At 59.4% G+C, this 13,311-nt stretch carries 13 protein-coding genes; 5 read left to right on the top strand and 8 right to left on the bottom strand.

Going from position 1 to position 13,311, the window contains the following annotated elements; translation table 11 throughout:
* Positions 1-76: 76 nt before the first annotated feature.
* Together RYA97_RS15175 and RYA97_RS15170 are read left to right on the top strand one after the other, a co-directional pair.
* Complete coding sequence (locus RYA97_RS15175) at positions 77-376, top strand: hypothetical protein (RefSeq protein ID WP_117139494.1); 300 nt, start codon at positions 77-79, stop codon at positions 374-376.
* An 80-nt stretch (positions 377-456) separates the two neighbouring features.
* On the top strand, positions 457-1,677 hold the full coding sequence (locus RYA97_RS15170) for a glycosyltransferase family 4 protein (protein WP_005746186.1): 1,221 nt from the start codon (positions 457-459) through the stop codon (positions 1,675-1,677).
* On the opposite strand, the gene RYA97_RS15165 is transcribed toward RYA97_RS15170, so the two are convergent.
* The 3 genes from RYA97_RS15165 to RYA97_RS15155 all read right to left on the bottom strand — a co-directional run bounded on the left by RYA97_RS15165 (position 1,646) and on the right by RYA97_RS15155 (position 4,040).
* Complete coding sequence (locus tag RYA97_RS15165; RefSeq protein WP_117139493.1) at positions 1,646-2,749, bottom strand: NADH:flavin oxidoreductase; 1,104 nt, start codon at positions 2,747-2,749, stop codon at positions 1,646-1,648. The two genes, RYA97_RS15170 and RYA97_RS15165, sit on opposite strands and share 32 nt — an antisense overlap.
* Before the next feature lie 184 nt (positions 2,750-2,933).
* Entirely contained in the window at positions 2,934-3,422 is a 489-nt protein-coding gene (locus RYA97_RS15160) for a glutathione peroxidase (RefSeq protein WP_002552206.1), read from the bottom strand.
* A gap of 132 nt (positions 3,423-3,554) precedes the next feature.
* Complete coding sequence (locus RYA97_RS15155; RefSeq protein WP_002552205.1) at positions 3,555-4,040, bottom strand: peptidylprolyl isomerase; 486 nt, start codon at positions 4,038-4,040, stop codon at positions 3,555-3,557.
* 14 nt (positions 4,041-4,054) lie between these two features.
* Here RYA97_RS15155 and RYA97_RS15150 point away from each other — a divergent pair, with 14 nt between their 5' ends.
* From RYA97_RS15150 to RYA97_RS15140, 3 genes are all read left to right on the top strand, one after another.
* Positions 4,055-4,360: a DUF3565 domain-containing protein gene (locus tag RYA97_RS15150; RefSeq protein ID WP_005733216.1), complete on the top strand. Its 306-nt coding sequence runs from the start codon at positions 4,055-4,057 to the stop codon at positions 4,358-4,360.
* Positions 4,361-4,437: 77 nt separating this feature from the next.
* Positions 4,438-6,528 carry a phosphate acetyltransferase gene (gene pta, locus RYA97_RS15145; RefSeq protein WP_002552203.1) on the top strand — a complete coding sequence of 697 codons (2,091 nt, stop codon included), beginning with the start codon at positions 4,438-4,440 and terminating at the stop codon, positions 6,526-6,528.
* Positions 6,529-6,591: 63 nt separating this feature from the next.
* Positions 6,592-7,503, top strand: a complete 912-nt coding sequence (locus RYA97_RS15140) for an acyltransferase (RefSeq protein WP_005778018.1) — start codon at positions 6,592-6,594, stop codon at positions 7,501-7,503.
* 150 nt (positions 7,504-7,653) lie between these two features.
* On the opposite strand, the gene RYA97_RS15135 is transcribed toward RYA97_RS15140, so the two are convergent.
* The 5 genes from RYA97_RS15135 to RYA97_RS15115 all read right to left on the bottom strand — a co-directional run bounded on the left by RYA97_RS15135 (position 7,654) and on the right by RYA97_RS15115 (position 13,090).
* Positions 7,654-8,343, bottom strand: coding sequence for an OmpA family protein (locus tag RYA97_RS15135; RefSeq protein ID WP_005733218.1), 690 nt, complete (start codon positions 8,341-8,343; stop codon positions 7,654-7,656).
* Positions 8,344-8,456: 113 nt separating this feature from the next.
* Positions 8,457-9,383, bottom strand: a complete 927-nt coding sequence (locus RYA97_RS15130) for an ABC transporter permease (RefSeq protein ID WP_044294090.1) — start codon at positions 9,381-9,383, stop codon at positions 8,457-8,459.
* Positions 9,383-10,498, bottom strand: a complete 1,116-nt coding sequence (locus RYA97_RS15125) for an ABC transporter permease (RefSeq protein WP_117139492.1) — start codon at positions 10,496-10,498, stop codon at positions 9,383-9,385. The genes RYA97_RS15130 and RYA97_RS15125 overlap by 1 nt, the downstream gene beginning before the upstream one ends.
* Complete coding sequence (locus RYA97_RS15120) at positions 10,491-12,002, bottom strand: ABC transporter ATP-binding protein (RefSeq protein ID WP_117139491.1); 1,512 nt, start codon at positions 12,000-12,002, stop codon at positions 10,491-10,493. The genes RYA97_RS15125 and RYA97_RS15120 overlap by 8 nt, the downstream gene beginning before the upstream one ends.
* Positions 11,999-13,090 carry a BMP family ABC transporter substrate-binding protein gene (locus RYA97_RS15115; protein ID WP_004659938.1) on the bottom strand — a complete coding sequence of 364 codons (1,092 nt, stop codon included), beginning with the start codon at positions 13,088-13,090 and terminating at the stop codon, positions 11,999-12,001. Before RYA97_RS15115 ends, RYA97_RS15120 begins: the two co-directional genes overlap by 4 nt.
* Positions 13,091-13,311: the final 221 nt, after the last annotated feature.

Here is a 13,311-nt window from a genome sequence, read left to right as displayed (position 1 = left end):
CGACTGGTGTCCGGAGATTTTGCCAAATTAGGAAGTCTTTTTCAGAGTTTCCCTAGACAACAGGAGCCATAGAGCAATGGAAAACATCGTAAACACCGCAACAGTCAAACCCATTAACACCAACCGGCCTGCCGGTCTCGAAACACTCCCGCAATCGCGATCAGGCAGGTTTGCTCAGATATTGAGCCAGAGGGTCGAAGACCTTACAGCGGACGAACCTGCCACTCTAGGCAAACATATCCAGCCCCGCTCGAACTTTTTTTTGGACAACATGAGCCTTGAGCAGCGCAGATCTGTGGTCGACGAAAAGGGATTTCTGCCGAGACCTGCGGCCATGGAGCGAATAGCAGACCCTCAGAATCACCTATTGAGATGAATCGGGGCGGTTGATGTGAAGCCACTTGAAGTTCACACAACCGCCACATAACCGAAATGTAACCAGCCGAAACTGCTCCCATGAGCAAAATTCTTAACGTCACCCTGATTACTGAAACCTTCATTCCCGAGATCAACGGCGTTGCCAATACCCTAGGGCGTCTTTGTGAAGGGTTGCGGTTGCGCGGGCACCGGGTCGAGCTGGTTCGGCCGCGCCAGAATGACGAGACCCATGCAGGTGCCGCAGAAGACCTGTTGCTGTGCCGGGGCTGGCCGATACCGGGCTATCCAGGGTTGCAATGGGGCCAGTCTTCGATGCACAAACTGCTGCGCCGCTGGCAGCGGCGTCGACCGGATGTGTTGTACATCGCCACTGAAGGTCCGCTGGGGCTGTCGGCGCTACGGGCAGCACGGCGTCTGGGTATAGCGGTGATCAGCGGCTTTCACACCAACTTTCCACAGTACACGCAGCAATACGGCATGGGTTTTATCACCCGGCTGCTGACACACTACCTGCGCTGGTTCCACAATCGCTCGCGCATGACGCTGGTGCCGAGCATCAGCCAGAAGATGGAACTGGAGCGGCGCGGCTTTGAAAGAATCGAGTTGTTGTCTCGCGGCGTGGACAGCCAGATGTTCAACCCGTCCAGGCGTTCGCAGGCTCTGCGCGAAAGCTGGGGCCTGCAAGCGGGTGATATCGGCGTCATACACGTCGGCCGCCTGGCACCCGAGAAAAACCTGGGCCTGCTCAAAGCCAGCTTCGAAACGCTCAAGGACAGTTACCCGCAACGTAATATCAAACTGATTGTTGTCGGCGATGGGCCTCAGCGCCAGCAGCTTGAGCAGCAGATTCCGGATGCGATCTTCTGCGGCACTCAACGCGGTGAAGTGCTGGCCATGCACTATGCCTCGGCAGATATGTTTCTGTTCCCCAGCCTGACCGAAACGTTCGGCAACGTGGTCCTTGAAGCGCTGGCCTCAGGGCTGGGTGTGGTTGCTTACGACGAAGCCGCTGCCGGGCAGCATATTCGTCATGGCCACAATGGGGCCTTGGCCATGCCGGGTGACGAGGCGGCGTTCATCGACGCAGCACGCTGGTTGCTGGAAGACAGCGAAACGTTGCGCAGGGTGCGCCTCAATGCCCGTCAACACGCCAGTCGCCAGGGCTGGACGGCGATCATCGATCAGTTCGAACGACAACTGCGTGAGGCCTGCCCTGGCGAAAAACCTGTAAATGCCAAAGAGACCAGGCAGGTGGCTACCAAGAAGATCAGACCAGTGTCGTCAGTGCCTCTCGACTGAATGGCAGGATGTCATGCTCGCGCCCCTCACGCACTTTCAATGCCCAGTCCGGGTCGACCAGCAAGGCACGTCCCACCGCAACCAGATCAAACTCGTCGTTGCCCAGCCGCTTCAGCAGATTTTCCAGGCTGGCCGGCTGTGCGACCTTATCGGTGTTGACCATGAACTGCAGAAACTCACCGTCCAGCCCGACACTGCCGACGGTAATGGTCGGTTTGCCGGTCAGTTTGCGCGTCCAGCCTGCGAGGTTCAGGTCAGAGCCTTCAAACTCGGATTCCCAGAAACGACGCGTAGAGCAATGGAAGATATCCACTCCGGCGTCAGCCAGCGGTTGCAGGAATTCGCCCAACGCCTCGGGCGTCTGCACCAGACGTGCGGTGTAATCCTGCTGTTTCCATTGTGAGAAACGGAAGATGATCGGATAGTCCGCCCCTACCGCGACGCGCACTGCCTTGATCAGCTCGATGGCAAACCGCGAACGGTTGGCCAGGCTGCCACCGTACTCGTCACTGCGCTGATTGCTGCCCTCCCAGAAGAACTGATCAATCAGATAACCGTGGGCCCCATGAATTTCGACACCGTCCATGCCAATCGCCTTGGCATCGACAGCAGCCTGAGCAAAAGCGGCCACAACATCATCAATGTCCTGTTTGCTCATGCCATGCACCAGCACTTGACCGTCCTTGACCTTCTCCATCGGCCCATAGGCAGGCACGCTACCGTCCGGCTCGGTACCGGGACGACGAACCGCACCTACGTGCCAGAGTTGCGGGACGATCTTGCCACCCTCTGCGTGCACCGCCTCAACAACCTTGCGCCAGCCCGCCAGTGGCGCATCACCAAAAAACTGCGGAACGTTCGGGTAGCCGTTGGAAGCCTTGTGGTTGACCGTCGTTCCTTCGGTGATAATCAGCCCGACACCTGCCGCCGCCCGACGCCGGTAGTACTCGATCACCTTTGAGTTGGGTACATGTCCCGGCGAGAACGAACGGGTCATGGGTGCCATCACCACCCGCGACGACAATTCCAGGCTGCCCAGACGGAAAGGCGTAAACAAGGCTTCTACCGACATGCGAAACTCCGGAAAAATGGTCGATTGCACTACGGCGACAAGCGCCGGATCAGGCGCGCAGAATATCGCTGGGCATCAGCGCTGGCCCAGTACTATTGATTTGGCTGATTTGAGTGCAAAAGCCGCCAAGGCGCAAGACAGCCGGGCAAGCACACGCTAACCCGGTGCTACCTCGACGAGGTGATCAGCTTTGTGCCAAGGCTTTTTCAATGGCCTGAATCACTGCGGGATCATCCGGTGCAGTACGCGGAGAGAAACGCGCGCTCACGCCACCGTTCTTGCCGACCAGAAACTTTTCGAAATTCCAGGTGATATCCCCGGGAAACTCGGCGCCTTCGCCAGCCAGCAGGCGATAAAGCGAATGCCGGTCAGGGCCATTGACGTCGAGTTTTTCACCCAGCGTAAAGGTCACGCCGTAATTGAGTTCGCAAAATTCGGCGATCTCTTTTTCGCTGCCCGGTTCCTGCCCGGCAAACTGGTTGCACGGCAGCCCGAGAATCTCCAGGCCCTTGTCCTTGTATTGCTGATAGAGGTTTTCAAGTGCTGCGTATTGCGGTGTCAGCCCGCATTTGGACGCGACGTTGACCACCAGAACCACTTTGTTCTTGAAACCCGCCATCGGCAGTTCCTGACCACCCAGCGCTTTCAATTTGATGTCGTGAAAAGCACTCATGAGAACCCCTTTTGAAACAAGTAACCCAAAGCCACAACCTGAAAAAAGGCACCGTGACCGCACGCGTAACGAAAGTCGTCATCGCAGAACAGCCAGGGCGCCTTTTCAGTGACCTGAGCTTAGCAGCACAAATCAGTGTTGATGACCGCCTTCACCGTGAACATGGCCGTGAGCCATTTCTTCTTCACTGGCGTCGCGGATAGCCACAACCTTTACGTCGAAGTTCAGGCGCTGGCCCGCGAGCGGGTGGTTGCCGTCAACAGTAACGTCATCGCCGTCCAGATCGCGGATGGTCACGATCTGCATGCCGCCGTCCGGACCGGATGCGTGGAACTGCATGCCGACTTCGAGTTTGTCGACACCTTCGAACATGCTGGCGCTCAGGGTGCTGACCAGTTCGGCGGAGTATTCACCATAGGCATCTTCCGGCTCGACGGCTACCTTCAGCTCGTCACCGACGTCCTTGCCTTCCAGCGCCTTTTCCAGGCCCGGGATGATGTTGCCTGCACCTTGCAGGTAAACCAGCGGCGCACCACCGGCAGAGCTGTCGATGACCTCACCAGCGTCGTTGGTCAGGGTATAGTCAATGGAGACAGCCTTATTGGCGGCGATCGGCATGGGGACAAGACCTTTTGCTTAAGATTGAAGAACGAGCAAGTTTAACCAAGCAATCGCCCGAAAGCGAACGCAACTCTGACAAACGGCCCAGAATGGAAGGTTCAACTGTTATCAACTTGCAACAGGATCAAGAAGGGCACTGGATTGCCGTGCTGTCCTGCGGCCACACTCAGCACCTGCGCCATCAGCCGCCATGGCAGTCGCGAGCCTGGGTTCTTGACCCGATAAAACGCCAACAGATGACAGGTCAGGCCTTTCGCTGCGGCTGGTGTGCTAACGCCGCAGATAACGATAGTCTTGCCGCAGAGAAATCGCGTTAGACGATTTCCGGACTTTTTTGGTCAGCAGCTGTTCCCTATGTGCTGCGACCCTTGCACTGCTCAATCGAGAAGCCAGTATGCAGACTTTTTTTATCGCCCCCACTGACTTCGGCGTGGGGTTGACCTCTATCAGCCTGGGCCTGGTGCGCACACTGGAGCGCGCAGGCTTGAAAGTAGGTTTTTTCAAACCGATTGCCCAGCCGCACCCCGGCGATCTGGGCCCCGAGCGCTCGACTGAACTGATGGCCCGCACCCACGGCCTGAAGCCGCCCAAGCCTCTGGGGCTGGCGCATGTCGAGCGCATGCTCGGCGATGGTCAACTGGATGAACTGCTCGAAGAGATCATCAATCTTTATCAACAGGCAGCTGTCGGCAAGGACGTGCTGGTGGTCGAAGGCATGGTCCCGACCCGCAGCGCGAGCTATGCCGCGCGGGTCAATCTGCATCTGGCCAAGAGCCTGGATGCTGACGTCATTCTGGTCTCTGCCCCGGAAAACGAAGTGCTTGCCGAGCTGTCGGGCAGGGTCGAATTGCAGGCCCAGCTGTTTGGTGGCCCCAAGGACCCGAAGGTGCTGGGCGTGATACTCAACAAGGTGCGCACCGAAGAGAGCATGGAAGTCTTCTCCTCTCGCCTGAAAGAGCACTCTCCACTGCTGCGCAGTGGCGATTTCCGACTGCTGGGCTGCATTCCCTATCGTGCTGAACTCAATGCCCCGCGCACTCGTGATGTGGCCGAACTGCTAGGCGCGCAGGTACTCAACGCAGGCGATTACGATCAGCGGCGCATGTCCAGAATCATTATCTGTGCCCGAACGGTGCTCAATACCGTTCCACTGCTCAAGCCGGGCGTGCTGGTCGTGACGCCGGGCGACCGTGACGACATCATTCTGGCAGTGAGCCTGGCGGCAATAAATGGCGTACCGCTGGCGGGCCTGTTGCTGACCAGCGATACCGTGCCCGACCCGCGCATCATGGAACTGTGCCGAGGTGCATTCCAGGCCGGTCTGCCTGTGCTGTCGGTCAGCAGCGGTTCCTATGACACGGCAAACCGGCTCAATCAGTTAAACAAGGAAATCCCCATCGATGACCGCGAGCGCGCGGAAAACATCACCGATTTCGTGGCCGGCCATCTGGACGCCGGCTGGCTGCACCAGCGTTGCGGAACACCCCGCGAGCTGCGCCTGTCGCCTGCCGTGTTTCGCTATCAACTGATCCAGCGAGCGCAGGCAGCCAACAAGCGTATTGTCCTGCCCGAAGGCAACGAACCGCTGACCATTCAGGCGGCGGCCATCTGCCAGGCGCGCGGTATCGCCCGTTGTGTGTTACTGGCCAGACCCGAGGAAGTTCAGGCCGTGGCTCAGGCACACGGTATCGAGCTGCCACCGGGGCTGGAGATTCTTGACCCGGAGCTGATTCGCGAGCGCTATGTTGCGCCGATGGTGGAACTGCGCAAAAACAAAAGCCTGAACGCGCCCATGGCCGAGCAACAGCTCGAAGACCCGGTGGTTATCGGCACCGTAATGCTGGCGCTGGACGAAGTCGACGGGCTGGTATCGGGTGTCATTCACTCCACCGCCAACACCATCCGGCCTGCCCTGCAACTGATCAAGACCGCGCCGGGCTGCACGCTGGTGTCTTCGGTATTTTTCATGCTGTTCCCCGAGCAGGTGCTGATGTACGGCGACTGCATCATGAACCCGCATCCGAGTGCCAGCGAGCTGTCCGAGATCGCCTTGCAAAGCGCCGACTCAGCCACTGCGTTCGGCATTTCGCCACGGGTAGCGATGATCAGCTATTCCAGCGGCAACTCGGCCAGCGGCGAAGAAGTGGAGAAGGTCCGCGAAGCAACGCAACTGGCACGGGAAACCCGGCGCGATCTATTGATCGACGGGCCGCTGCAGTATGATGCGGCCGCCAACGAACATGTCGCCCGACAGCTGGCTCCGGACAGCCCGGTGGCAGGACGTGCCAACGTGTTCGTGTTCCCGGACCTCAATACTGGCAATACCACTTACAAGGCGGTGCAACGCAGTGCCGACTGTGTAAGCCTTGGCCCGATGCTGCAAGGCCTGCGCAAGCCGGTGAACGACCTGCCACGTGGCGCACAGGTGGATGACATCGTCTATACCATCGCACTGACGGCGATACAGGCCGACACGCTGTCCTGATACCTACTCATGATGCCGCAGACCCATCTGCGGCTTCCGACAACTTCCGGAGCCATCTCCTTCATGGATTTCCTGCCTGCCCCGTTGCGCGGCGTCATCGCATCGCTGTTATTGGCGCTGAACACCATCGTCTGTTGCACGGTGCTGTTCGCGGTCACGATCCTCAAGATCTGCCTGCCTTTCTCTGCGGCACAGCGCTTTACCGACTGGCTGATGAGCCACATCCATGAAACCTGGATCGGCAACAACAATGCCTGGATCAAGCTGCTCTGCCACACCCGCTGGCACCTGAGCGGGCTGGAAGGGCTCGATTACAAACACTCGTATCTGGTCACCAGCAATCACCAGAGCTGGGTCGACATCATGGTCTTGCAATACGTGCTCAACCGGCGCATTCGTCCGTTGAAATTCTTCCTCAAGCAGGAGTTGATCTGGGTCCCGATCATCGGTCTGGCGTGGTGGGCGTTGGGTTTTCCGTTCATGAAGCGTTACTCCAAGGCGTACCTTGCGAAACACCCGGAAAAGAAAGGCAAGGATCTGGAAACCACCCGCCGCACCTGCGCGAAGTTTCGTCACAACCCGGTGGGGATTTTCAACTTCGCAGAAGGCACGCGCTTCACCGCTGGCAAACACGCGCAGCAGAACTCGCCCTTCCGCCACTTGCTCAAACCCAAGGCTGGCGGCATTGCCTTCGTGCTCGATGCGATGGGCGAACAGCTGGAGTCGATCATCAACGTGACCATCCACTACCCGGGCGGGCAACCCGGCTACTGGGACCTGTTGTGCGGCAATGTGAGGGAAGTGGTTGCCCACTTCGAAGAGATCAAAATCCCGCAGCAGTTTCTCGGCAGGAACTACGACCAGGACGGCGAGTACCGCCTGGAATTCCAGCAGTGGATCAATGCGCTATGGGAACAGAAAGACCGGCTGCTGGACAGCTTGCATGAGCAGTATCCAGCACAGCCGCGAGCGTGAGGCACGATAATATCCCTATCGTGCGACGCTCCGCGTCGGCATGCCTTTCAGGACGCTCTGCGTCCTCTTGCGACGCAGAGCATTGCGAACTGCAGTTCACTGGAGCGTAAGGAACGAGAAACCAATATCGTGCCAACGCAACGTTGTTGATCAGTACTGCTGACCCGGAATCGGCTTGAGGTTTACCTCGACACGGCGGTTCTGGGCGCGGCCATTGACATCGGCGTTGCTGGCAATCGGTTGGTCGGGGCCCGCGCCGCGCACTGACAGGTGCGATTGATCAACGCCCTGCGAAGTCAGGTACGTCGCAACGCTTTGTGCGCGCTGCTGCGACAGGTCCATGTTGTGCTGGCGGCTGCCGGTGCTGTCGGTGTAACCGACGATTTCAATGTTGTTCTGGTTGAACTGCTTGAGTGAATTCGCCAGGTTGTTGAGCGGCGAATAGAAGCTGCTGGCGATTGCCGAAGAGTCCGTTGCGAACGTTATGTTACCCGGCATGATCAGTTTGATCTGGTCACCCTGACGCTGCACCTCGACGCCAGTATTGGCCATGCTCGCGCGCAATGCTGCTTCCTGCTTGTCTGCGTAATAGCCATACCCCGCCGATGCAGCGCCCGCAACGGCAGCACCAATCAATGCGCCCTTGCCACGATGATTGTGGTCGATGGCGGCACCTGCTACTGCACCGGCCAATGCGCCGAGTCCGCCGTACTTGGCTGTTTTGCTCATGCCACCGGAGCTTTGCGCTTGGCCTTGATTGTCATAGGGATTGGATGTTGCACAGCCCGACAGCATGGCTACGGCGGTGGCAACAATGATCAAACGACGCGAGGTAAACATTCAGGAGCTCCTGGTTTTGACGAACGCTGGTAACCGGATTAGAGCATGCCAGCTGTCAAAAATTCCTTAACCCCTGCTGAACCGCCCGTATTACGGCGCTTGACGTGTTTTGCTCAGCGTCGTTCCTCACGAATATAAGGCTCGCCCAACGCACCCGGCTGACTGCTGGATTGACGCTTGCCGCTTGCCACCCAGACCATCACCAACAACGTGACCGCGTAGGGCGTCATCAAGACGAAATACTGAGGCAGGCGCACCCCCGTGGCCGCCAATTGCGGAATCAGCGCCTCGATGCCACCGAACAGCAAAGCACCGGCCAACGCACGCCAGGGCGACCAGCGCGCGAAGATCACCAGCGAAACCGCAATCCAGCCGCGTCCGCCTGTCATGTCCGCGATCCACATCTTGGTACTGAGTACGGCAATGAAGCCGCCCGCCAGCCCCATCAATGCAGAACCGGCGACAATTGCCGCCAAGCGGTAACCCAACACAGAAATGCCTGCGGCATCGGCGGCCTGCGGGTTCTCGCCAACCGCCCGCAAACGCAGCCCGGTTCGGGAGCGGTCAAGCAGCCAGACCACCGCAATGAAAATCACCACGGTCAAATACACCAGTGGGTTCTGAACAAACACCCTGCCTACCACCGGCAGCTCGGACAAAGGCCATAGTTCCAACGCCTGCAAGCCGCTGACTGGCCGGTTGGTCCAGCCAAGCAGCGTACCCAGCAGACCGGTCAAACCCTGACAGAAGAACACCAGCGCCAGGCCGGCAATCACCTGATTGATCCGCAGCACCAACACCATCAGCGCAAACAGCAACGAAACCAGGCCTGCCGCCACCATCGACGCCAGCAGCGAAAGACCAGGCGAGCCCAGGCTCAACTGCATACCGATGCCCGCCAACGCGCCGACCAGCATCAGCCCCTCGACGCCCAGCGCCAGTACACCGCTGCGCTCGATGAGGATCAGGCCCAGTGCGGCCAGCGCAAACGGCACGGCGAAATCCGGTGCGCTGCCCAACCAGTGGGAAATAAGCTCCATCAACATTCTCCTGCCTGAATGCGCCGCAGGCGATGGCGGATGAAAAAGTCCGACGACGCGACGCAGATCACCAGGATTGCCTGGATCAGTTGCACCATCGAAAACGGAATCTGATAGAACACCTGCAGGTTGCGCCCGGCCACGAACAGCATGGCGATCAGCAGCGCGACCACGGTAGCGGCCACTGGGTTATTGCGGGCCAGAAAGGCGATGAGAATCCCGGAAAAACCGTAGCCCTGATAGAACGACTGGGTAAGGCGCCCTTCCTGCCCGGACGTCACAACGAAACCTGCGAGCCCTGCCAGTGCACCTGAAAGCAGCACAGTGCCGATAATCATCTTGCGCACCGGCACACCCACAGCCCCGGCGACCTTCGGGTTGGCATCGACGAAGCGCAGGTACAGCCCGGCCCGCGAGACGCCGACAAACCACAGAGTCAGGCCGGTGACCAACAGCGCCAGGGGGATCGCTGCGTTATACCCCGCAAACAGATCAGGCAAACGCTCAAAGCTTTGAAACGCAGGCGAGTAGGGAAAGTTGTCTCGCGGGTCCTTCCAACTGCCATAAACCAGATGCAGAAGGAAGTTGGCGGCGATGTAATTGAGCATCAGGGTCGAGATGATCTCGTTGACCTGCCACTTTAGCTTCAACAGTACCGGCCCCAGGCTCCACAGCAACCCGCAGATCACAGCCGCCGCCATCATTAGCGGCAGGCGCAGAACTTCCGGCCCCACCTGGAACAGCGAAATCGCCGTGGTACCAATCGCTCCCCAGATCATCTGGCCCTCCAGCCCCAGGTTCCAGAAGCGCGCACGAAACGCCATGCACCCGGCCAGGCCGACCATAATCATCGGCGACGCCTGAAACAGCACAGCCTTGAAGTTTTGGGCATCGAACACCGTTTGAACGACGAATTCGTTGAGCAACTCGTCAGCAGGCACCCCGGCAAGAATCAGGATAGTGGTACAGATCGCCAGGCCGACCAGCAACGCCAAGGCTATGATCAGCGCCTGCAAGGGCCAGCCAGTCTGCTGACGAAGTTCCAGCGTGTAGCGGCGCGACAGCAACGGTTGGCGTACTGGAGCAGTCTGTTGCAATGCAGTTGTGTCACTCATGGCTCACCATCGCTTTGCCGATAGCCTGACGGTCAGCGGGGTAATCGAACTCGGCGACGACACGCCCGCCGTTCATTACGCCGATACGGTCAGCCAGGCTCAATACTTCGTCCAGGTCTTCGCTGATCACCAGCACCGCAGCGCCTGCATCGCGTGCCGCGCGCAGGCGGGCATGCACTGCCTGTGTGGCACGCACGTCCAGGCCACGGCTCGGGCTATGCACCAGCACCAATTGCGGGTCGCGGCTGAATTCACGGGCGATCACCAGTTTCTGTGCGTTGCCGCCCGACAGCAGTGCAGCTTTCTGATCGAGAGAGCGCACGCCCTGCACATCGAAGTCCGCCACCGCGCTTTGCGCGTCCTGTTTCAGGCGCTTGTAGCCCAGACGCCAGAAAGAACCGTATTGCCCGCTATGGATGTTGCCGATGCCGAAGTTCTCGGCCACCGACAGCGACCCGGCCAGCGCCGCGCCGTAGCGGTCCGCCGGGATGGAAGCGATGCGCAGTTGCCGACGCTGATCAGCCGACGCACTGCGCAGGTCGCCAAAAGAGGCCATGTGGATTTCGCCCTCGGTGGCCTGCGGCAGCCCCATCAATGCGTTGGCCAGTTCGGCCTGACCATTGCCGCCAACGCCTGCAATACCGTAGATCTGCCCGGCGTGCAGGGTCATGTTCACGCCGTTGAGTGCGCCGCTGCCGACGCTGCGCAAATCGCGTACCTGTAAACGCACCTCACCAGGCGTTGCGCAATGATGTTCTGCGACCGGCACCGACTCGCCCACGGTCAGTTGCACCAGTTGCTCGACACTCACCTTCTGCGGGTCAACAGTCTGCACGGTGCGCCCGCCGCGCATCACGGTCACACGGTCGGCATAGCGTTTGACGTCGGCCATCTTGTGCGTCACCAGAATCACCGCAGCGCCCTGCCGCGCAAAGGCCTGAACGGTCAGCAGCAAACGTTCGGCCTCCTGATCGGTCAGGACTGCGGTCGGCTCATCAAGGATCAGAATGCGCGCACCGGCCAGCAGCACCTTGAGAATCTCGACGCGCTGCTGCTCGGCGACCGACAGGCTGTCGACGGTCCGGGCCGGGTCAATCGCAAACCCCAGTTCGTCCGCCTTGCTGACAATCTCTTGCTCCAGCGCACGCAGACGCTTTCGATAGCTGCCTTCGCCCGGTTGCTCGGGCAGTGCCAACAGAATGTTCTGCGCCACTGTAAAGGGCTTCACCAGCTTGAAGTGCTGGTGAACCATGCCAATCCGGTAACGGCTGGCGTCCCTGGGCCCCTGAAGCCGAACCGGGTTGTCGTCCAGCAGCAGCGTGCCGGTTTCCGGTGCGTACAGCCCGGCTGCAATGTTCATCAGCGATGACTTGCCTGCACCGTTCTCGCCCAGCAACGCATGCACTTCGCCCCAACAGGCGGTGAAATCGGCATCGATCAGCGCCTTGAAGCCATCGAACGATTTACTGATGCCGGTGAGTTGCAGCGCGTTGACCTGACTCATTGCTGAGTCTTCACGCCTTCGACAAACCAGTCCATCTTCCACAGATCCGGGTCAGACAATTGCTGACCGGCCGCAACCCGCTCCTTGCCGTCACGGTCCGCCAGCGGTCCGCTGTAGATGATTTTCCTGCCTGCCAGCAGTTCGTCACGCTCGGCCATGATCTTCTTGCGATTGTCTTCCGAAATGATCGGGTCTTTGCTCAGCGTGATATCGGTGCCGCCCTGCTGCATCGACAGCAGTGCACCGTTGGCGGGCGGGGTCCAGTTGCCCGCGATGACCTTTTTGAGCTCTGGCCCCAGGAAGCGGTCCCAGACCCACAACGAGGAACAGACGGTTGCCTTGGGGGCAAACTCGCTCAGATCCCGATGGTGGCCGGTGCCATGAATGCCGCGCTCCTGAGCGACGATCTGCGGTGTCGGGCTGTCGACGTGCTGGCCGACCACATCGACGCCGTTGTCGATCAATGCCATGGTTGCCGCGCGCTCCTTGACCGGGTCATTCCAGGCGCCGGTATAAACCACAGTGACGGTGGCTTTCGGATTGATCTGCCGGGCACCCAGTTCGTAGGCGTTGATGGTCCAGTTGACCTGGCCGAACGGGTTGGCGGCGACGAAGCCCAGCTTGCCGGTTTTCGACGCAGCACCAGCGGCCATGCCGCACAGGTACTGGCTCTCGTAGGTACGGCCATAAAACGATTCGAGGTTGGCCGCGTTGGTGGTGCCCGAGCCGTTCAGGAACGCGACATCAGGGTATTTTTTGGCCAGCGCAAGGAAGGTGTCTGAGTAACCGAATGCAGTGCCGACGATGATGTTGGCACCGCGTGCGATGAGTCGGTCGACCACGGGGGTAATGGCAGCGGCGTTCTCGGGCACGCTTTCCACGAACTGGATTTTTGTGTCCAGATCCTTCTCAAGCTTCACGCGCGCCTCATCGAATGCCTGAGTCCAGCCGCCGTCATTGCGCGGGCTGATGTAGACCATGGCGATTTTCGCAGGTCCCTTCAGGGTCAAGCCCTCGGCCTGAGCGAAGCCGGCGGCCCCGAACGCTACAGCCGCACACAATGTCCCGGGCAACAGTTTCTTGTACATAGACGTTTTCCTGAGGGTAATGGCCGATGAGGGCAGCACGTGGCCGACTCTCAGGCCGTAGCAGCATCCATGCCACTACCGGGAAAACGCTATGGAACAACGGCATGACTCGATTTCACCGCGCAGAACAGATCAAATGGTCTGAATCAGAGCACTTGGTTTGTGCATGACCTGCATTCACTGCGCGTCCAGGGTGCGCGTGTCGGGGCCCGCGCAATTTT

The sequence above is a fragment of the Pseudomonas syringae group sp. 26L6 genome, assembly GCF_032587815.1.
Taxonomy (GTDB): domain Bacteria; phylum Pseudomonadota; class Gammaproteobacteria; order Pseudomonadales; family Pseudomonadaceae; genus Aquipseudomonas; species Aquipseudomonas amygdali.
This window is presented reverse-complemented; position numbering and strand designations above follow the sequence as displayed.